The organism is Pseudomonas sp. ES1, from assembly GCF_050586605.1.
Lineage (GTDB): Bacteria > Pseudomonadota > Gammaproteobacteria > Pseudomonadales > Pseudomonadaceae > Aquipseudomonas > Aquipseudomonas sichuanensis.
Genome location: NZ_JBOBDM010000007.1, coordinates 93,150 through 111,984, shown reverse-complemented (window position 1 = coordinate 111,984; position 18,835 = coordinate 93,150). Strand labels below are relative to the sequence as shown.

14 protein-coding genes are annotated in these 18,835 nt (G+C 67.2%); 12 read left to right on the top strand and 2 right to left on the bottom strand.

Annotated elements, in window-relative coordinates:
* Window positions 1–37: 37 nt before the first annotated feature.
* The 9 genes from benC (at window position 38) to ACQ4N9_RS04990 (ending at window position 10,136) form a co-directional block, all read left to right on the top strand.
* Window positions 38–1,048: a benzoate 1,2-dioxygenase electron transfer component BenC gene (gene benC, locus ACQ4N9_RS05030; RefSeq protein WP_390970729.1), complete on the top strand. Its 1,011-nt coding sequence runs from the start codon at window positions 38–40 to the stop codon at window positions 1,046–1,048.
* Between the two features lie 179 nt (window positions 1,049–1,227).
* Window positions 1,228–1,989 carry a 1,6-dihydroxycyclohexa-2,4-diene-1-carboxylate dehydrogenase gene (locus tag ACQ4N9_RS05025; RefSeq protein WP_390970727.1) on the top strand — a complete coding sequence of 254 codons (762 nt, stop codon included), beginning with the start codon at window positions 1,228–1,230 and terminating at the stop codon, window positions 1,987–1,989.
* A 56-nt stretch (window positions 1,990–2,045) separates the two neighbouring features.
* Window positions 2,046–3,368, top strand: coding sequence for an MFS transporter (locus ACQ4N9_RS05020; protein ID WP_390970725.1), 1,323 nt, complete (start codon window positions 2,046–2,048; stop codon window positions 3,366–3,368).
* Window positions 3,369–3,397: 29 nt separating this feature from the next.
* A complete protein-coding gene (locus ACQ4N9_RS05015) occupies window positions 3,398–4,519 on the top strand; it encodes a muconate cycloisomerase family protein (RefSeq protein ID WP_390970723.1) in 1,122 nt (373 codons plus the stop codon).
* A 135-nt stretch (window positions 4,520–4,654) separates the two neighbouring features.
* Complete coding sequence (catC, locus tag ACQ4N9_RS05010) at window positions 4,655–4,945, top strand: muconolactone Delta-isomerase (RefSeq protein WP_110994971.1); 291 nt, start codon at window positions 4,655–4,657, stop codon at window positions 4,943–4,945.
* A gap of 37 nt (window positions 4,946–4,982) precedes the next feature.
* Window positions 4,983–5,909, top strand: coding sequence for a catechol 1,2-dioxygenase (catA, locus tag ACQ4N9_RS05005; protein ID WP_390970721.1), 927 nt, complete (start codon window positions 4,983–4,985; stop codon window positions 5,907–5,909).
* Window positions 5,910–6,022: 113 nt separating this feature from the next.
* Window positions 6,023–7,225, top strand: a complete 1,203-nt coding sequence (locus ACQ4N9_RS05000; RefSeq protein ID WP_390970719.1) for a benzoate/H(+) symporter BenE family transporter — start codon at window positions 6,023–6,025, stop codon at window positions 7,223–7,225.
* Window positions 7,226–7,287: 62 nt separating this feature from the next.
* Window positions 7,288–8,538, top strand: a complete 1,251-nt coding sequence (locus tag ACQ4N9_RS04995) for an OprD family porin (RefSeq protein WP_390970717.1) — start codon at window positions 7,288–7,290, stop codon at window positions 8,536–8,538.
* Window positions 8,539–8,999: 461 nt separating this feature from the next.
* Complete coding sequence (locus ACQ4N9_RS04990; protein WP_390971312.1) at window positions 9,000–10,136, top strand: glycerate kinase; 1,137 nt, start codon at window positions 9,000–9,002, stop codon at window positions 10,134–10,136.
* A 21-nt stretch (window positions 10,137–10,157) separates the two neighbouring features.
* On the opposite strand, the gene ACQ4N9_RS04985 is transcribed toward ACQ4N9_RS04990, so the two are convergent.
* Complete coding sequence (locus tag ACQ4N9_RS04985) at window positions 10,158–11,168, bottom strand: aldo/keto reductase (protein ID WP_390971310.1); 1,011 nt, start codon at window positions 11,166–11,168, stop codon at window positions 10,158–10,160.
* Window positions 11,169–11,289: 121 nt separating this feature from the next.
* On the bottom strand, window positions 11,290–12,822 hold the full coding sequence (locus tag ACQ4N9_RS04980; RefSeq protein WP_390971309.1) for an FAD-dependent oxidoreductase: 1,533 nt from the start codon (window positions 12,820–12,822) through the stop codon (window positions 11,290–11,292).
* 181 nt (window positions 12,823–13,003) lie between these two features.
* Between ACQ4N9_RS04980 and ACQ4N9_RS04975 the strand changes: the two genes are divergently transcribed.
* From ACQ4N9_RS04975 to ACQ4N9_RS04965, 3 genes are read left to right on the top strand one after another with little or no spacing between them, the layout of a single operon-like run.
* Window positions 13,004–14,146: a MexC family multidrug efflux RND transporter periplasmic adaptor subunit gene (locus tag ACQ4N9_RS04975; RefSeq protein WP_390971307.1), complete on the top strand. Its 1,143-nt coding sequence runs from the start codon at window positions 13,004–13,006 to the stop codon at window positions 14,144–14,146.
* A 15-nt stretch (window positions 14,147–14,161) separates the two neighbouring features.
* Window positions 14,162–17,287 (top strand): multidrug efflux RND transporter permease subunit, encoded by a 3,126-nt coding sequence (locus ACQ4N9_RS04970; RefSeq protein ID WP_430932311.1) that lies wholly within the window; start codon window positions 14,162–14,164, stop codon window positions 17,285–17,287.
* Window positions 17,287–18,690, top strand: coding sequence for an efflux transporter outer membrane subunit (locus ACQ4N9_RS04965; RefSeq protein WP_390971303.1), 1,404 nt, complete (start codon window positions 17,287–17,289; stop codon window positions 18,688–18,690). The genes ACQ4N9_RS04970 and ACQ4N9_RS04965 overlap by 1 nt, the downstream gene beginning before the upstream one ends.
* Window positions 18,691–18,835: the final 145 nt, after the last annotated feature.

Genomic DNA, 18,835 nt, shown 5'->3' with positions numbered 1-18,835 from the left:
CGGCGCGCCGCGGCCAGGCTCGCCCGTGAGGTGCACCATGAGCTACCACATCGCACTGAATTTCGAAGACGGGGTCACCCGCTTCATCGAGGCCGACGGCCATGAGACCGTGGCCGATGCCGCCTACCGCCAGGGCATCAACATTCCGCTGGATTGCCGTGACGGCGCCTGCGGCACCTGTAAATGCAAGGCCGAATCGGGCCGTTACGACCTGGGCGACAACTTCATCGAGGACGCCCTGAGCGAGGAGGAAATCGCCCAGGGCTACGTGCTCACCTGCCAGATGCGCGCCGAAAGCGACTGCGTGGTGCGCATCCCGGCCTCGTCGCAGCTGTGCAAGACCGAGCAGGCCAGCTTCGAGGCGGCCATCAGCGCTGTGCGCCAACTGTCGGCCAGCACCATCGCCTTGTCGATCAAGGGCGAGGCACTGAACCGCCTGGCGTTCCTGCCGGGGCAGTACGTCAACCTCAAGGTGCCGGGCAGCGAGCAGAGTCGCGCCTATTCGTTCAGCTCGCTGCCCAAGGACGGCGAAGTCAGCTTCCTGATCCGCAACGTGCCGGGCGGGCTGATGAGCAGCTTCCTCACCGGTTTGGCCAAGGCTGGCGACAGCATGAGCCTGGCCGGCCCGCTGGGCAGTTTCTACCTGCGGCCGATCCAGCGCCCCTTGCTGCTGCTGGCCGGCGGCACGGGCCTCGCGCCATTCACCGCCATGCTGGAGAAGATCGCCGAGCAGGGCAGCGAGCACCCACTGCACCTGATCTACGGCGTGACCAACGACTTCGACCTGGTCGAGCTGGACCGCCTGCAGGCCCTGGCCGCGCGCATCCCCAACTTCACCTACAGCGCCTGCGTGGCCAACCCCGACAGCCAGTACCCGCAGAAGGGCTACGTGACCCAGCACATCGAGCCGCGCCACCTCAACGAAGGCGATGTGGATGTGTACCTGTGCGGCCCGCCACCGATGGTCGAGGCAGTCAGCCAGTACATCCGCGAACAGGGCATTACCCCGGCCAACTTCTACTACGAGAAGTTCGCCGCGGCAGCCTGAGGCTTTTACGGGGCTGCCCGCATCGTGCGGGTGAGGGTGGCCTCTTTTTATTGCGATGGCAGGCAGAACCGATGTGGGAGCTGGCTTGCCAGCGATCGAGGGCGAAGCCCTCGCCCAGCAATTTTGGCTGGCTGTTCCGGCCTCATCGCTGGCAAGCCAGCTCCCACAAGGAGATCGACATGAACAACCGATTCCACAACAAGGTCGCCCTGGTCACCGGCGCCGCCCAAGGCATCGGCCGCGCCGTGTGCTGGCGGCTCAAGGCCGAAGGCGCGCAGGTGGTGGCGGTGGACCGCTCCGAGCTGGTCCACGAGCTGGCCGGCGAGGGCATGCTGACCCTCACCGCTGACCTCGAGCAACACGCCGACTGCGCCACGGTCATGGCCCGCGCCGTGGAAACCTTCGGCCGCCTCGACATCCTCATCAACAATGTCGGCGGCACTATCTGGGCCAAGCCCTTCGAACACTACGACGTGCAGCAGATCGAGGCCGAAGTGCGGCGCTCGCTGTTCCCCACCCTGTGGTGCTGCCACGCCGCCTTGCCCTACATGCTCGAGCGCGGCAGCGGCGCCATCGTCAACGTCTCGTCCATCGCCACCCGGGGTGTCAACCGCGTGCCCTACGGCGCGGCCAAGGGCGGCGTCAACGCGCTCACCGCGTGCCTGGCCTTCGAAACCGCCGAGCGCGGCATCCGCGTCAACGCCACCGCCCCCGGCGGCACCGAGGCACCGCCCCGGCGCATCCCGCGCAACCAGGCCGAGCAGAGCGCGCAGGAGAAAGGCTGGTACCAGCAGATCGTCGACCAGACCGTCTCCAGCAGCCTGATGAAGCGCTACGGCAGCCTCGACGAACAGGTCGGCGCAATCCTCTTCCTGGCCTCGGACGAGGCCTCGTACATCACCGGCGTAACCCTGCCGGTGGGCGGTGGCGACCTCGGCTGACGGCCGCCCCGGCAAGGTTTTCTCTTCACACAACAAAAACAAAAGAGACAGATGCCATGCGAACACTCGACGTGCACCCGATCATCGACAACGCCCGCTTCAGCCCCTTCCACTGGATGGTCATGGCCTGGTGCGGCCTGCTGCTGATCTTCGACGGCTACGACCTGTTCATCTACGGCGTGGTCCTGCCGACCCTCATGAAAGAGTGGGGCCTGACCCCGCTGCAGGCCGGCGCCCTGGGCAGCTACGCGCTGTTCGGCATGATGTTCGGCGCCCTGCTGTTCGGCAGCCTGGCCGACCGCATCGGGCGCAAGAAGGGCATCGCCATCTGCTTCGCGCTGTTCTCCGGGGCCACCATCCTCAACGGTTTCGCCAGCAGCCCCAGCGAATTTGGCATCTACCGCTTCTTTGCCGGGCTAGGCTGCGGCGGGCTGATGCCCAACGCCGTGGCGCTGATGAACGAATACGCCCCCAAGCGCCTGCGCAGCACCCTGGTGGCGATCATGTTCAGCGGCTACTCGCTGGGTGGCATGCTCTCGGCCGGGGTCGGCATCTTCCTGTTGCCGCGTTTCGGTTGGGAGTCGATGTTCTTCGCCGCCGCCGTGCCGCTGCTGTTGCTGCCGGTGATCCTCTACTACCTGCCCGAGTCCATCGGCTTCCTGGTGCGCCAGGGCCGCATGGCAGAAGCACGCAAACTGCTCAAACGCCTTGACCCGCACTGCGACGTGCAAGCCGATGACCAACTGCAGGCCGTGGACAAGAAAGGGCAGGGCGCCTCGGTGCTTGAACTGTTCCGCAACGGCCTGGCCATCCGCACCCTGGCCCTGTGGCTGGCGTTCTTCTGCTGCCTGCTGATGGTCTACGCACTGAGCTCATGGCTGCCGAAACTCATGGCCAACGCCGGCTACAGCCTGGGTTCGAGCCTGTCATTCCTGCTGGTGCTGAACTTCGGCGGCATGGCCGGGGCGATCCTCGGCGGCTGGCTGGGCGACCGCTACAACCTGGTCAAGGTCAAGGTGGCGTTCTTCATCGCCGCCGCGCTGTCGATCAGCCTGCTGGGGGTCAACAGCCCGATGCCGGTGCTGTACCTGCTGATCTTCATCGCCGGCGCCACCACCATCGGCACGCAGATCCTGCTGTACGCCGGCGCCGCCCAGCTGTACGGCCTGTCGGTGCGTTCCACCGGCCTGGGCTGGGCCTCCGGGATCGGGCGCAACGGCGCCATCGTCGGCCCGCTGCTCGGTGGCGCGCTGATGGGCATCAACCTGCCGCTGCAACTCAATTTCATCGCCTTCGCCATCCCCGGCGCGATCGCCGCGCTGGCCATGGCCGTGCACCTGGCCAGTGGCCGGCGCCAGGCCCTGGCGGCGACGGCCTGACCCTTTACTGACTGAACTGGAGCCTTGGCATGACAAGCCCGACCATCGACCGGCTGGAGGCGATCATCGTCGACCTGCCGACCATCCGCCCGCACAAGCTGGCCATGCACACCCTGCAGCAGCAGACCCTGGTGATCCTGCGCCTGCGCTGCAGCGACGGTGTGCAAGGCATCGGCGAAGCCACCACCATCGGTGGCCTGGCCTACGGCTACGAAAGCCCGGAAGGCATCAAGGCCAATATCGACGCCTACCTGGCGCCGGCGCTGGTCGGCATGGCCGCCGACAACATCAACGCGGCCATGCTCAAGCTCGACAAGCTGGCCAAGGGCAACACCTTCGCCAAGTCCGGCATCGAGAGCGCCTTGCTCGATGCCCAGGGCAAGCGCCTGGGCCTGCCGGTCAGCGAGCTGCTCGGTGGCCGCGTGCGCGACAGCCTGGAAGTGGCCTGGACCCTGGCCAGCGGCGACACCGCCCGCGATATCGCCGAGGCCGAGCACATGCTGGAAATTCGCCGGCACCGGGTGTTCAAGCTGAAGATCGGCGCCAACCCGCTGGCCCAGGACCTCAAGCACGTGGTGGCGATCAAGCGCGAGCTGGGCGAGCGCGCCAGCGTGCGTGTCGACGTCAACCAGTACTGGGACGAGTCCCAGGCCATCCGCGCCTGCCAGGTGCTGGGCGACAACGGCATCGACCTGATCGAACAGCCGATCTCGCGCATCAACCGTGGCGGGCAGATCCGCCTGAACCAGCGCAGCCCGGCGCCGATCATGGCCGACGAGTCCATCGAAAGCGTCGAGGACGCCTTCAGCCTGGCCGCCGACGGGGCGGCGAGCATCTTCGCCCTGAAAATCGCCAAGAACGGCGGCCCGCGCGCCGTGCTGCGCACCGCGCAGATCGCCGAAGCGGCCGGTATCGCCCTGTATGGCGGGACCATGCTCGAAGGCAGCGTGGGCACCCTGGCCTCGGCCCATGCCTTCCTGACCCTTCGCCAGCTGACCTGGGGCACCGAGTTGTTCGGGCCGCTACTGCTGACCGAAGAGATCGTCAACCAGCCGCCGGTGTATCGCGACTTCCAGTTGCACGTGCCAAGCACCCCTGGCCTGGGCCTGACCCTGGACGAGGCGCAGCTGGCGCGCTTCGCCCGCCGTTAGAGAAACAACCAGTCCTGTGGGAGCGGCTTTAGCCGCGAAGCAGGCGACGCGGTGGATGGCACCGGCTCTGCCGGTGTTCGCGGCTGAAGCCGCTCCCACAAGGGCCGAGCCAGATCAGAGAAAGGAGAAAACACCATGCTGTTCCACGTAAAGATGACCGTAAAGCTGCCGGTCGACATGGACCCGGCCAAGGCCGCGCAACTCAAGGCCGACGAAAAGCAGCTGGCCCAGCGCCTGCAGCGCGACGGCACCTGGCGCCACCTGTGGCGCATCGCCGGGCACTACGCCAACTACAGCGTGTTCGACGTGCCCAGCGTCGAGGCGCTGCACGACACCCTGATGCAGCTGCCGCTGTTCCCCTACATGGACATCGAGGTTGCTGGCCTGTGCCGCCACCCCTCGTCGGTCCACAGCGACGACCGCTGAAACCCCCAACGACAAGAACAACACGAGGTACCTGAGCATGACCGTGAAGATCGCCCACACCCCTGATGTGCAGAAATTCTTCGAACAAGCCGCAGGCTTTGGCAACGACGAGGGCAGCCCGCGCCTCAAGCGCATCGTCCAGCGCGTGTTGCAGGACACCGCGCGGCTGATCGAGGACCTGGAGGTCAGCGAGGACGAATTCTGGCTCGCCGTCGACTACCTCAACCGCCTGGGCGGTCGCGGCGAAGCCGGGCTGCTGGTGGCTGGGCTTGGCATCGAGCACTTCCTCGACCTGCTGCAGGACGCCAAGGATGCCGAGGTCGGCTTGACCGGCGGTACCCCGCGCACCATCGAAGGCCCGCTGTACGTGGCCGGTGCACCGCTGGCCCAGGCCGAGGTGCGCATGGACGATGGCAGCGAGGAGGGCGAGGCCACGGTGATGTACCTCGAAGGCCAGGTGCGCGGCCCCGATGGCCAGCCGCTGGCCGGGGCCACGGTGGACCTGTGGCATGCCAACACCCGCGGCACCTATTCGTTCTTCGACCAGAGCCAGTCCGAGTACAACCTGCGCCGGCGCATCGTCACCGACGCCGAAGGCCGCTACCGCGCGCGCTCCATCGTGCCGTCCGGCTATGGCTGCGACCCCCAGGGGCCGACCCAGGAGTGCCTGGACCTGCTCGGCCGCCACGGCCAGCGCCCGGCGCACATCCACTTCTTCATCTCGGCGCCTGGGCACCGGCACCTGACCACGCAGATCAACCTGGCCGGCGACAAGTACCTGTGGGACGACTTCGCCTATGCCACCCGGGATGGGTTGGTGGGGGAGATCACCTTCCGCGAGGGCGGGGCGCGGGGGGTGACGGGGCGTTATGCCGAGATGCAGTTCGATTTCCAGCTGCAGAAGGCCCATGACAGCGACGCCGAACAGCGCAGCGGGCGGCCGCGGGCGTTGCAAGAGGGCTGAGGGCCAATCGCCGGCAAGCCGGCTCCCACAGGGGGCGCTGATCTCTGTGGGAGCTGGCTTGCCAGCGATCAAGGGCGAAGCCCTTGCCATCCGTTGCCGATGCGAGAGGTGTCATGAAAACCCTGTTCAAGGATTGCTCCCTGTCCGCCGTCGTGGCCGGCTGCATCGCCACGCTGATTTCCTATGCCGGCCCGCTGGTAATCATTTTCCACGCCGCCGAAGCCGCTGGCCTGTCCCACGGCCAGTTGTCCTCGTGGGTGTGGGCGGTGTCCATGGGCAGCGCTGTTCTGGGGGGGCTGCTGAGCCTGCGCTACCGGGTGCCGGTGGTGATCGCCTGGTCGATACCGGGCTCGGCGTTGCTGGTCACCGCCTTGCCGCACATTGGCCTGGAGCAGGCGATCGGCGCCTACCTGGTGGCCAATACGGTGCTGCTGCTGATCGGCATCAGTGGCGCCTTCGACCGCCTGATCGCCCGGCTGCCCGGTTCCATCGCCGCCGGCATGCAGGCCGGGATCCTGTTCAGCTTCGGCATCGAGGTGTTCCGCGCCTTGCCGGTGCAGCCGGTATTGCTGCTGGCGATGTTCGTCAGCTACGTGCTGATGCGCCGGGTGCAGCCGCGCTATGCGGTGGCGGCGGTCTTGACCGTGGGCGCCCTGGTAACCGTGGCCAGCGGCGAATTTCGCGGCAGCGAACTGGTGCTGGCCCTGGCCACGCCGCAATGGACCACGCCGCAATTCAGCCTGGCCGCGACCTTCAGCCTGGCGTTGCCGCTGGTGCTGGTGGCGCTGACCGGGCAGTTCATGCCGGGCATGGCGGTGCTGCGCAATGCCGGCTACCGCACAGAGGCCAGCCCACTGATCAGTGCCAGTGCCCTGGGCGGCCTGCTGTTGGCGCCGTTCGGTTGCCACGGGCTGAACCTGGCGGCGGTCACCGCCAGCCTGTGCACCGGCCGCGAGGCCCACGAAGACCCGCGCAGACGCTACGTGGCGGCTGTGGCGGGCAGTGCGCTGTACCTGCTGCTGGGTATTGCCGGGGCCACCTTGATGTCGCTGTTCGCTGCGTTTCCCGCCGCGTTGATCGCCGTGCTTGCAGGCCTGGCCCTGTACGGCGCGATCAGCGAGGCCCTGGCGCGCAGCCTGGCCGAGCCCGGCGAGCGCGATGCCGGGCTGTTCACCTTCCTGGTCAGCGCTTCGGGCGTGACTTTCCTTGGGCTGTCGGCGGCGTTCTGGGGGCTGCTGTTCGGCCTGCTCGCCCACGCGCTGGTCAGCCTGCGCCGGCCACGGCTGCGCGCCGCCACTGCTGAACAGGAGTCCTGAGCCACCCATCACGTTCTGGTTCTGCGCTTTATCACATAACAACAAGATCAGAGAGCTTCGGAATGAACCACACCCCTTGCGTCGCCATCGGCCTGAGCCTGCTCAGCCAACCACTGTGGGCTGCCGACGGCGGCTTTTTCGAGGACGCCAAGGCCAGCCTCAGCGCCCGCAACTATTACTTCAGCCGTGATTACTCGGACATCGTCGGCGCCAACCCGCAGTCCAGGGCCGAGGAGTGGGCCCAAGGCTTCATCCTCGATTTCAAGTCCGGCTATACGCCGGGCCCCGTCGGTTTTGGCGTGGATGCCCTGGGCCTGCTCGGCATCCGCCTGGACAGCAGCCCCGACCGGGTCAACACTGGCCTGTTGCCGGTACACGGCGATGGTCGCGCCGCCAGTGAATACAGCCGCATCGCCCCGACGTTCAAGGCGCGGCTGTCCAAGACCGAACTGCGTGCAGGCGAGCTGCAGCCCAACCTGCCGGTGCTGACCTTCAGCGATATCCGCCTGCTGCCGCCGACCTACCAGGGCGTGAGCCTGAGCTCCAGTGAAATCGACGGGTTGACCGTGCAGGCCGGCCACCTCAGCTCCACCCACCTGCGCAATGAAGCCGGCGACGGCAAGCTCAACGCCATGCTCGGCCATGTGCCTATGCGCCAGGCCGAGAGCGATGCGTTCAATTATGTCGGCGGCGACTACGCGTTCAATGCCAACCTGAGCAGCCTGAGCCTGTGGCACGGGCAGCTGGAAGATATCTACCAGCAGAGTTTCGTCGGCTTCAAGCACAGCAAACCGGTGGGGGACTGGGTGCTCAGTGCCAACCTGGGCTACTTCACTGCCCGCGAGGATGGCGATGCGCTGCTGGGGGATATCGACAACCAGGCATTCTTCTCGATGTTCACCGCCAAGCGTGGGGGGCATAGCTTCGGCGCCGGTTACCAGGCCATGTACGGCGACAGCCCGTTCCCGCGGGTGTTCGCCAACATCAGCCCGCTGGGCAACGAAGTGCCGACCTATGAGTTCGCCTATACCGACGAGCGCTCGTATCAGCTGCGCTACGACTACAACTTCGCGGCCATGGGTATCCCAGGGTTGACGGCCACGGTGCGCTACATCACCGGCGACAACGTCGACACCGGCAAGGGGGTCGAAGGGCGCGACCGCGAGCGGGACATCGACCTGGGGTATGCGGTGCAGAGCGGGGTGCTCAAGGGGTTGGGGATTAGGGTGCGCAATGCCATGGCGCGGTCCAATTATCGCAGTGATATCGATGAGAACCGGTTGATCCTGGTGTACACCTGGCAGTTGTTCTGAGCTCGAGGGCGGCCAGGTGCATGTCGATGGATGTGCAGCGCCTATCAGATCGAGCGCCGCCCGCGCGGCGCATCGCTGGCAAGCCAGCTCCCACATCTGTTTCGGGCCAGTCACTCCTGTGGCTTCATCGCTGTCCGCCTTGTTGGTACGACGCGGTATTGAGGTGGGCACCACTGGCGCTTCACCCGACTTGAGACATGCACCAAGGCGTGCAGCGGTACCTTCACAGGAGTAATTGGCCCGAAACAAATGTGGGAGCTGGCTTGCCAGCGATGCGCCGCGCGGGCGGCGCTCGATCTCACCGGCGCTGCAAAACCATCGCCATGCACCTGGTGGCCATCACCCAATCCTGCTTGACCAGTCATCCGCCCAAACACCCACCCCCCACTTTTGTGCATCCGACAGAGGCCACCCCATCACACAACTGTCAGCATGCGAGGCATCAGCACAGGAGTAGCCCCATGAAAGTCGTCATCGCCCCCGATTCGTTCAAGGACAGCCTCGACGCTGCCGGTGTCGCCCGCGCCATCGCCAGCGGCCTGGCCCAGGTGTGGCCGCAGGCTAACCTGGTCGAGTGCCCAATGGCGGATGGCGGCGAAGGCACCATGGAGGCCATCGTCGCCGCCAGCCAGGGCGAACAGCGCCGCCAGCAGGTGCGTGGGCCACTGGGTGCGAGCGTGGAAGCTGCCTGGGGCTGGCTGCCTGAAAGCCGCACTGCGGTGATCGAGATGGCCCAGGCCAGCGGCATCCAGCTGATCCCCAGCGCCCAGCGCGATGCCTGCCGCAGCAGCACCTGGGGCACTGGCGAGCTGGTCGCCGCTGCCTTGGCGGCCGGCGCCCGGCGCATTGTCCTGGCCATCGGCGGCAGCGCCACCAACGACGGCGGCAGTGGCATGCTGCGCGCCCTTGGCCTGCGCCTGCTGGATGCACAAGGCCAACCGCTGGCCGAAGGCGGCCTGGCCCTGGCACAACTGGCCCGCATCGACGCCAGCGGCCTCGACCCGCGCCTGGCGCAAGTGCAGGTGGAGGTGGCCGCCGATGTCGACAACCCGCTGTGCGGCGCCAATGGCGCTTCGGCGATCTTCGGCCCGCAGAAGGGCGCCAGCCCCGAGCAGGTGCAGGCGCTGGACCAGGCACTGGGCCATTTCGCCGACCATTGCGCGCAGTTGCTGGGCAAGGATGTACGCGATCAGCCGGGCAGCGGCGCGGCCGGTGGCATGGGCTTCGCGGCCAAGGCCTTCATGGGCGCGCAGTTCCGCCCTGGGGTCGAGGTGGTGGCTGAGTTGGCACAGCTGGATACGCTGGTGCAGGGCGCCGACCTGGTGATCACCGGCGAGGGGCGTTTCGATGCGCAGACCCTGCGCGGCAAGACCCCCATGGGGGTCGCGCGGGTCGCCAAACGCCACGGCGTGCCCGTTGTGGTGCTGGCTGGCACCTTGGGCACGGGCTATGAGCAGCTGTATGGGCACGGCATCGACGCCGCGTTTGCCCTGGCCAGCGGGCCGATGAGCCTGGAGCAGGCCTGTGCCGACGCGGGCAATCTGCTCAAGGCACGGGCAGGGGACGTTGCACGGCTGTGGCAGGTGGCGCGGCGCTGAGCCGCACCACCCGGGCAGCACTCAAGCGCGCGGCAGGCGCCCGCTGACAAAGTGCGCCACATCGTTGAAGCCGGGCGTGGAGGCATGGCCCGGGGTTACCAGCGAATCGATGAAGGCTTCGTCTTCGGCGGTGACCTTCACCTCCAGGGCACCGGCGTAGGTGTCCCACTGCGCCTCGGTGCGCGGGCCGACGATGGCCGAGCTGACCAGGCGGTTGTTCAGCACCCAGGCAATCGCGAACTCGACGATGCCCACGCCCTTGGCCTCGGTGTAGGCGTGGATCTTCTGGGCGATGCTCAGCGACTCCTGGCGCCATTCCACTTCCATGATCCGCTTGTCCTGGCGCCCGGCACGGCTGCCGGCGTCCGGCACCGAGCCTGGGGCATACTTGCCGCTGAGCACGCCACGGGCCAGCGGGCTGAACGGCACCACGCCCAGGCCATGGTAGGCCGCTGCGGTCAGCTGCTCAGGCTCGGCCTGGCGGTTGACGATGTTGTACAGCGGCTGGCTGACCACCGGCTTGGCCACGCCGAGCTGGTCGGCGACGTTGCAGATCTCGGCGATGCGCCAGCCGCGGAAATTCGACACGCCCCAGTAGCGGATCTTGCCCTGCGCCAGCAGGTCGCCGATGGCGCGCACGGTCTCTTCCAGTGGCACGCTGTGGTCTTCGCGGTGCAGGTAGTAGATGTCCAGGTAGTCGGTGCCCATGCGCGTGAGCGTGGCTTCGATGGCGTTGAACAGGTGCTTGCGCGACAGCCCGCTGCGGTTGGGCAGGCCATCCACCGGGCCGTAGCCGGCCTTGGAGGCGACGATCCACTCCTGGCGGTTGCGCGCCACTGCCTCGCCGACGATCTCCTCGGAACGCCCGCCGTTGTACACATCGGCGGTGTCGACGAAGTTGATGCCTTGGTCCCAGGCCTTGTCGATGATGCGCAGGGCGTCTTCGGTGCTGGTCTGTTCACCGAACATCATGCTGCCGAGGGTGAGGGCCGAAACTTGCAGGCCACTGTGGCCGAGGGGGCGGTAGATCATTGCCGGGAATCCTTTGCGTGCGATGAGGGTCAGGTGTTTTTACACAGAACCCGGGCACTTTGAAAGGTGCAGGTGCCAGCCTTGCCCTGATGCGAGGTGCTGCACGGCGCGCTGGGCTGAGTCAGTCTGGCCAGGCATCGATCAGCTCCCGCGCCTCGCGGCTGGACAACGGCCGCTTCATCCGTTGCGACAGCACCGCCATGGCCCGCGCATGGCCGTTGGCGATCACCGCCTCGACCTGGTCGTCGATACATTGCAGGGCGATGAAATCGCCGTGCTCGGGCTCACCGACATACTCGATGCGGTTCCACTGGCGCCCATGCCCGAGCACTTCGAGGGTGCGCCCATGCTGGTAGGTCCAGAAGAACGGCACATCATCGTAGCGGCGCCGCTCGCCGAGCATGTTGGCGGCAGCGATCACCCCCTGTTGCTGGGCCAGGCGCCAGTGCTCGATGCGCACCGGGCGCCCGGCCAGGGGGAAGGTGGCGATATCGCCGGCCGCCCACAGGCCTTCGGCGGCCTGCAGATGGGCGTCGACCTGCACCGAGCGGTCTTCGCCCAGTTGCAGGCCCTGCAGGCACCCGGTAGCCGGGGTGACGCCGGTGCCCAGCAGTACCAAGGGTGTGGCCAGGCGCTCGCCGTTGGCGAGGACCACTGCCTCGACCCGCTCACCACCTTCGAAAGCGGCCACTTCGGTGGGGCCATGGAACACCACCCCCTTGCGCTCGTGCAGCTCGCGCAGGCTGAGGCCGATGCGCTCGCCCAGCTGTTTCGCCAGCGGTACCGCATGGCGGGTCACCACGTGCACCTGCAGGCCGTACTTGCGCAGTGCCGAAGCCGCCTCCAGGCCGATGAAGCCATCGCCGACGATCACCACCGGCTGGCCGGGTTCGGCCAGGTCGAGCAGACGCGCGGCGTCCTCGCGTGAGCGCAGCACGCAGATGCCGGGCAATTGCACGCCGGGCAGTTCGGGGCGCTTGGGCTTGCCGCCAGTGGCCAGCAGGGCCGCGTCGTACTTCAGGCGCTGGCCATCGGCGAGGACGATTTCACGGCTGGCCACGTTCAGGCTGCGTACCTTGGCGTGCAGGCGCTGCAATTGCTTCTGGCGCAGCACGTCGGGCTCCAGCAGCGTCGGCACCTCGTCCGGCGGCATCTGCCCGGCGATGACGAATTTGCTCAGGGCGGTGCGATCGTAGGCGTTGGGCTGTTCCTGATCGACCCAGACCAGGCGCCCGCCGAAACCGTGGTCGAGCAGGGTGGCCACGGCCGCCGAACCGGCAGCGCCGGCACCGACCACCACGAACACCCGTGCATCGCTGTGGCGGGGCGTTGCCGCCAGGGGCAGGGCTTGATCATCGACCCAGACCTGCTCGCCCTTGATCTGCACGGGGTAGCGGCGCAGGCCGGTCAGTGCGGGCGGTTCGCACACCGCGCCTTCATCCACGGCGAATGCAGCCTTGTGCCAGGGGCAAACCAGCAGGCCGCCGCATACCACGCCTTCATCGAGCGGCGCGCCTTCATGGGGGCAGTTGCCCTGGTAGGCGCACACCTGATCGCCATGGCGAACCAGGATCACCTCTTCGGCCCCGGCCTGAACGCGCAGGGGGCGCTGTTGATCGAGTTGGGCGAGGGTGGCCACGGGGTGCAGGGGCATGGGCGTTCTCCGCAGGGCTTGGTATTCATTTGACGCCTTGCCTGGGTGGGGTATGCGGCAAGCCGACGACCGGGCAGGTGCTTACAATTGTTCACACAAATATCAAATGAGACTAAATTGACTCATTCAGGGTGCATGAGTACCATTCGCGCCGTTTTCAATTAAAAGCTCGGGTGATGTGATGAGCAACTTGCGTGCAATTGGGGTGGCCAGTTGGCTGGCGGTGGCCGTGGCGCTGGCCGGGTGTGACGCGACGGGCGAACCGCAGGCCGCTGCGCCGGCAGCATTCCCGGTGGAACTGGTGACCGTGGCCAGCGAGCCGCTGAACCTGGCTTCGACCCTGCCGGGCCGGGTCGAACCGATGCGGGTGGCGCAAGTACGGGCCCGGGTGGCCGGTATCGTGCTGCACAAGCGATTCGAAGAGGGTGCCGACGTCAAGGCCGGCGATGTGCTGTTCCAGATCGACCCGGCGCCGTTCCAGGCTGCCCTGGCTCGCGCCAATGGCGACCTGGCGCGGGCCCAGGCGGTGCAGCAGGAAGCCCAGGCACGGGTCAAGCGCTATGAGCCGCTGGTGAAGATCGAAGCCGTCAGCCGCCAGGACTTCGACAGCGCCAACGCCACGTTGCGCAGCGCCCAAGCCGCGGTGCGTTCAGCCCAGGCAGATGTCCAGACGGCGCGGCTGAACCTCGGCTATGCCACGGTCACGGCGCCGATCTCCGGCCGTATCGGTCGCGCCCTGGTCACCGAAGGTGCGCTGGTGGGGCAGGGCGACGCCACGCTGATGGCGCGGATCCAGCAGCTCGACCCGATCTACGTCGACTTCACCCAGTCCGCCGCCGACGCCCTGCGCCTGCGCCAGGCACTGCAGGACGGCGCGCTGGCCGGTGGCGACGACACGGCGCTTATGGCCCAGGTAGAAGGCACCGACTACCAGCGCCAGGGCACCCTGATGTTCACCGACGTCGAGGTCGACCGGGGCACTGGCCAGGTCACCCTGCGCGGGCGCTTCGATAACGCCGACGGGACGCTCCTGCCAGGCATGTACGTGCGCGTGCGCACCCCGCAGGGCACCGACCGGCAGGCCATCCTGGTGCCGCAACGCGCCGTGCAGCGCGGCAGCGACGGCGAAGCACGGGTGATGGTGGTGGGCACCGGCAACCTGGCCGAGGCCCGCGCCGTGCGCACCGGGGTGATGCAGGGCGCACGTTGGCAGATCACCGAAGGGTTGCGCGAAGGCGACCAGGTGATCGTCGGCAGCCCGGCAGGCCTGGCCCCTGGCATGCCGGTCAGCCCGGCCCAGGCACAGCAAGCCGCAGCGCATTGAGGCGAGGGTAGCGAAATGTCCAAGTTCTTCATCAATCGGCCGAACTTCGCCTGGGTCGTGGCGCTGTTCATCTCCCTGGCCGGGCTGCTGGTGATCCCGCTGCTGCCGGTGGCCCAGTACCCCAACGTCGCCCCGCCGCAGATCACGGTCACCGCCACCTATCCGGGCGCATCGGCCAAGGTGCTGGTGGAGTCGGTGACCAGCGTCATCGAAGAGTCCCTCAACGGTGCCAAGAACCTGTTGTACTTCGAGTCCACCAACAACTCCAACGGCGTGGCCGAGGTGGTGGTGACCTTCGAGCCTGGGACCAATCCCGAGCTGGCCCAGGTCGATGTGCAGAACCGCCTGAAGAAGGCCGAGGCACGTATGCCCCAGGCCGTGCTGACCCAAGGGCTGCAGGTGGAGCAGAGCAGCGCGGGCTTTCTGCTGATCTATGCGCTCAACTACAAGCAAGGCTTCGAAAAGGCCGACACCACCGCCCTGGGCGATTACGCCGCACGCAACATCAACAACGAACTGCGCCGGGTGCCGGGCGTGGGCAAACTGCAGTTCTTCTCCTCGGAAGCGGCCATGCGCGTCTGGGTCGACCCACAGAAGCTGGTGGGCTACGGCCTGAGCATCGACGATGTCGGCAACGCCATCCGTGGCCAGAACGTGCAGGTGCCGGCCGGCAGCTTCGGCAGCGCGCCAGGCGCCAGCGAGCAGGAACTGACCGCGACCCTGGCCGTGCAAGGCACCTTGGACGACCCCGAGGCGTTCGGCCAGGTGGTGCTGCGCGCCAACCCGGACGGCTCGCTGGTGCGCCTGGCCGACGTGGCGCGCCTGGAAGTCGGCATGGAAAGCTACAACTTCGGTTCGCGCCTGGACGGCAAGCCGGCAGTGGCCGGCGCGGTGCAGCTGGCGCCGGGCGCCAACGCCCTGAAAACCGCCGAGCTGGTCAAGGCGCGCCTGGCCGAACTGTCCGCGTTCTTCCCTGAAGGGGTCGAGTACTCGGTGCCTTACGACACCTCGCGGTTCGTCGACGTGGCCATCGAAAAAGTCATCCATACCCTGATCGAAGCCATGGTGCTGGTGTTCCTGGTGATGTTCCTGTTCCTGCAGAACATCCGCTATACGCTGATCCCCTCGATCGTGGTGCCCGTGTGCCTGCTGGGCACGCTGATGGTGATGAAGTTGCTCGGTTTCTCGGTGAACATGATGACCATGTTCGGCATGGTGCTGGCCATCGGCATCCTGGTGGACGACGCCATCGTGGTGGTGGAGAACGTCGAGCGGTTGATGGCCGAAGAGGGTCTGTCGCCCGTGCAGGCGACCATCAAGGCCATGGGGCAGGTGTCCGGTGCGATCATCGGTATCACCCTGGTGCTGTCGGCAGTGTTCATGCCGCTGGCGTTCATGTCCGGCTCGGTGGGGGTGATCTACCAGCAGTTCTCGCTGTCGCTGGCGGTGTCGATCCTGTTCTCGGGCTTCCTGGCCCTGACCTTCACCCCGGCGCTGTGCGCCACGCTGCTCAAGCCGGTGCCCCAGGGCCACCATGAAAAGCGCGGCTTCTTCGGCGCCTTCAACCGCAGCTTTGCGCGTCTTACCGATCGCTACTCGGCGCTGAACAGCGCGCTGGTCCAGCGGGCCGGGCGCTACATGCTGGTGTACGCCGGCATCCTGGCGATGCTCGGTTATTTCTACCTGCGCTTGCCGGAGTCCTTCGTGCCAGTCGAAGACCAAGGCTACGCCATCGTCGACGTGCAACTGCCGCCGGGCGCCAGCCGGGTACGTACGGATGCCACCGGCCAGGCCCTGGAGCAATTCCTGATGTCCCGCGAGGCGGTGGCCTCGGCGTTCGTGGTCAGCGGTTTCAGCTTTTCGGGCATGGGGGACAATGCCGCCCTGGCCTTCCCGACCTTCAAGGACTGGTCGTTGCGCGGCGCGGACCAGTCCGCGGCGGCCGAGATCGACGCCATCAACGCGCGCTTCGCTGCCCATGGCGACGGCACCCTCACCGCCGTGAACCCACCGCCGATCGACGGCCTGGGCAATGCCGGTGGCTTCGCCCTGCGCCTGATGGACCGGGGCGGCCTGGGCCGCGAAGCGTTGCTGGCCGCCCGCGACCAGCTGCTGGCCGGTGCCAACGGCAACCCGGTGATTCTGTACGCGATGATGGAAGGCCTGGCGGAGTCGCCGCAGCTGCGGGTGCAGATCGACCGTGAGCAGGCCCGCGCCCTGGGCGTGAGCTTCGAGACCATCAACAGTACCCTGGCCACCGCCTTCGGTTCGGCGGTGATCAACGACTTCACCAATGCCGGGCGCCAGCAGCGCGTGGTGGTGCAGGCCGAACAAGGCGAGCGCATGACCCCGCAAAGCGTGCTGCGCCTGTATGCACCCAACGCCAGTGGCGAGCAGGTGCCGTTCAGCGCCTTCGTCACCACGCGCTGGGAAGAAGGACCGGTGCAACTGGTGCGCTACAACGGCTACCCGTCGATCCGCATCGCCGGTGACGCGGCGCCGGGCCACAGCACCGGCCAGGCCATGGCTGAGATGGAGCGCTTGGTCAGTGAGCTGCCGCCCGGCATCGGCTATGCCTGGACGGGGCTTTCGTACCAGGAAAAAGTCTCCAGCGGCCAGGCCGGCAGCCTGTTCGCCCTGGCCATCCTGGTGGTGTTCCTGCTGCTGGTGGCGCTGTATGAAAGCTGGGCGATTCCGCTGACGGTGATGCTGATCGTGCCGATCGGCGCCCTCGGTGCGGTGCTGGCGGTGATGGTCACCGGCATGCCCAACGACGTGTACTTCAAGGTCGGCCTGATCACCATCATTGGCCTGGCGGCGAAGAACGCCATCCTCATCGTCGAGTTCGCCAAGGAGCTGTGGGAGAAGGGCTATAGCCTGCGCGACGCCGCCATCGAGGCTGCGCGCCTGCGTTTCCGCCCGATCGTGATGACTTCCATGGCCTTCATCCTCGGCGTGGTGCCGCTGGCCATCGCCACCGGTGCCGGTGCGGCCAGCCAGCGGGCCATTGGCACCGGGGTGATCGGCGGCATGCTCAGTGCGACGCTGCTGGGGGTGGTGTTCGTGCCGATCTGTTTCGTCTGGGTGCTGTCGTTGCTCAAGCGCAAGCCAGCGCCACAGGCTGTCGAGGTGGCCAAGTGATGTTCATGGGTACTCGTGTTCTTCCCTTGGTCCTGGCCTTGACCCTGACGGGCTGCTCCCTGGCGCCGACCTATGAGCGCCCCGAGGCGCCGGTGCCGGCGCAGTGGGGCGACGCTGCCGGGCATCAAGGCCCGGTGGTGGATCAGCTTGACTGGCAGGCATTCATCGTCGACCCGGTGCTGCGTCAGCTGGTGGGCGCCGCGTTGGGCAACAACCGTTCGTTGCGTCAGACCCTGCTCGACATCGAGCAGGCCCGCGCGCAATACCGCATCCAGCGCGCCGACCGGGTGCCTGGGTTGAATGCCGCTGCATCGGGCAATCGCCAGCATCTGCCGGCGGCGCTGTCGAGCAATGGCCGTGAGGGCGTCAGCAGCACCTATCAGGTGGGGCTGGCGCTGCCGGAGTACGAGCTGGACCTGTTCGGCCGGGTCAAGAGCCTGAGCGATGCGGTGCTGGAGCAGTACCTGGCCAGCGAGGAAGTCGGCCGTGCCGCGCACATTGCCTTGATCGCCGAAGTCAGCCAGGCCTACCTGACCCTGGATGGCGCCGAGCGCAGCCTGGCGCTGACCCGCCAGACCCTCGCCAGCCGCGAGGATTCGCTGGCCCTGGTCGGCCAGCGGCGCGCCGCCGGCACCGCCACCGCGCTGGACCATCAGGAGGCGTTGGGGCTGGTCGAGCAGTCCCGGGCCGACCTCGAAGCCACGCTGCGCCAGCAACGCCAGGCCTATAACGCCCTGGTGCTGCTGCTGGGCGACGCGCAGGCGGCCAAGCTGATCCCGGGTGAGCGCCCGGACCAGCCGATGGTGCTGCAGGACATCACCCCTGGCCTGCCGTCGGCGCTGATCGAGCGCCGCCCAGACATCCTCGCCGCCGAGCACCGCTTGCGTTCACGCAACGCCGATATCGGGGCGGCGCGGGCGGCGTTCTTCCCGCGCATCAGCCTGACCGGCAGCTTCGGCACCTCCAGCGCGCAGATGTCCGGGTTGTTCGACGGCGGTTCGCGCAGCTGGAGCTTCATGCCGCAGCTGTCGCTGCCCTTGTTCGATGCCGGCCGCAACCGCGCCGGCCTGAGCCTGGCCGAGGCGCGCAAGGATTCGGCGGTGGCGGCCTACGAGGGCACGATCCAGACCGCCTTCCGCGAGGTGGCCGATGCACTGGCCGCCACCGACACGCTACGCCGCGAGGAAGCCGCACGTCGGGCGCTGGTCGATACCAGCCGGGCGACCGAGGCATTGGCCAAGGCGCGTTATGAGGGTGGGGTGGATAACCATCTGCGCTACTTGGACGCGCAGCGTAACAACTTCGTCAACGAGGCTACCTATATCCAGGCCAGCACCCAGCGCCAGTTGGCCCTGGTCGACCTGTTCCGCGCCCTGGGTGGCGGGTGGCCGATGAAGGGCTAGGCAACGACTCCTTTGGTTGGGTTATCCAACCCTCCGGCCCCTGGGACCCGTGCCCAGGGGCCTTTTTTTCAGTTGGAGACAGAGCGGCCAGCGCGCAACCTGTGGGAGCGGCTTTAGCCGCGAAGCAGGCTTTGCTGTGGATGGC

What these genes read in the sequence shown, in the direction of transcription:
- ACQ4N9_RS05025 (WP_390970727.1), top strand. Translation starts at nt 1,228, where the DNA reads ATGAACAACCGATTCCACAACAAGGTCGCCCTGGTCACCGGCGCCGCC.
- ACQ4N9_RS05020 (WP_390970725.1), top strand. Translation starts at nt 2,046, where the DNA reads ATGCGAACACTCGACGTGCACCCGATCATCGACAACGCCCGCTTCAGC.
- ACQ4N9_RS04975 (WP_390971307.1), top strand. Translation starts at nt 13,004, where the DNA reads ATGAGCAACTTGCGTGCAATTGGGGTGGCCAGTTGGCTGGCGGTGGCC.
- ACQ4N9_RS04985 (WP_390971310.1), bottom strand. Translation starts at nt 11,168, where the DNA reads ATGATCTACCGCCCCCTCGGCCACAGTGGCCTGCAAGTTTCGGCCCTC.
- ACQ4N9_RS04995 (WP_390970717.1), top strand. Translation starts at nt 7,288, where the DNA reads ATGAACCACACCCCTTGCGTCGCCATCGGCCTGAGCCTGCTCAGCCAA.
- ACQ4N9_RS04970 (WP_430932311.1), top strand. Translation starts at nt 14,162, where the DNA reads ATGTCCAAGTTCTTCATCAATCGGCCGAACTTCGCCTGGGTCGTGGCG.
- ACQ4N9_RS05000 (WP_390970719.1), top strand. Translation starts at nt 6,023, where the DNA reads ATGAAAACCCTGTTCAAGGATTGCTCCCTGTCCGCCGTCGTGGCCGGC.
- ACQ4N9_RS04990 (WP_390971312.1), top strand. Translation starts at nt 9,000, where the DNA reads ATGAAAGTCGTCATCGCCCCCGATTCGTTCAAGGACAGCCTCGACGCT.
- catA (WP_390970721.1), top strand. Translation starts at nt 4,983, where the DNA reads ATGACCGTGAAGATCGCCCACACCCCTGATGTGCAGAAATTCTTCGAA.
- ACQ4N9_RS05015 (WP_390970723.1), top strand. Translation starts at nt 3,398, where the DNA reads ATGACAAGCCCGACCATCGACCGGCTGGAGGCGATCATCGTCGACCTG.
- catC (WP_110994971.1), top strand. Translation starts at nt 4,655, where the DNA reads ATGCTGTTCCACGTAAAGATGACCGTAAAGCTGCCGGTCGACATGGAC.
- ACQ4N9_RS04980 (WP_390971309.1), bottom strand. Translation starts at nt 12,822, where the DNA reads ATGCCCCTGCACCCCGTGGCCACCCTCGCCCAACTCGATCAACAGCGC.
- ACQ4N9_RS04965 (WP_390971303.1), top strand. Translation starts at nt 17,287, where the DNA reads ATGTTCATGGGTACTCGTGTTCTTCCCTTGGTCCTGGCCTTGACCCTG.
- benC (WP_390970729.1), top strand. Translation starts at nt 38, where the DNA reads ATGAGCTACCACATCGCACTGAATTTCGAAGACGGGGTCACCCGCTTC.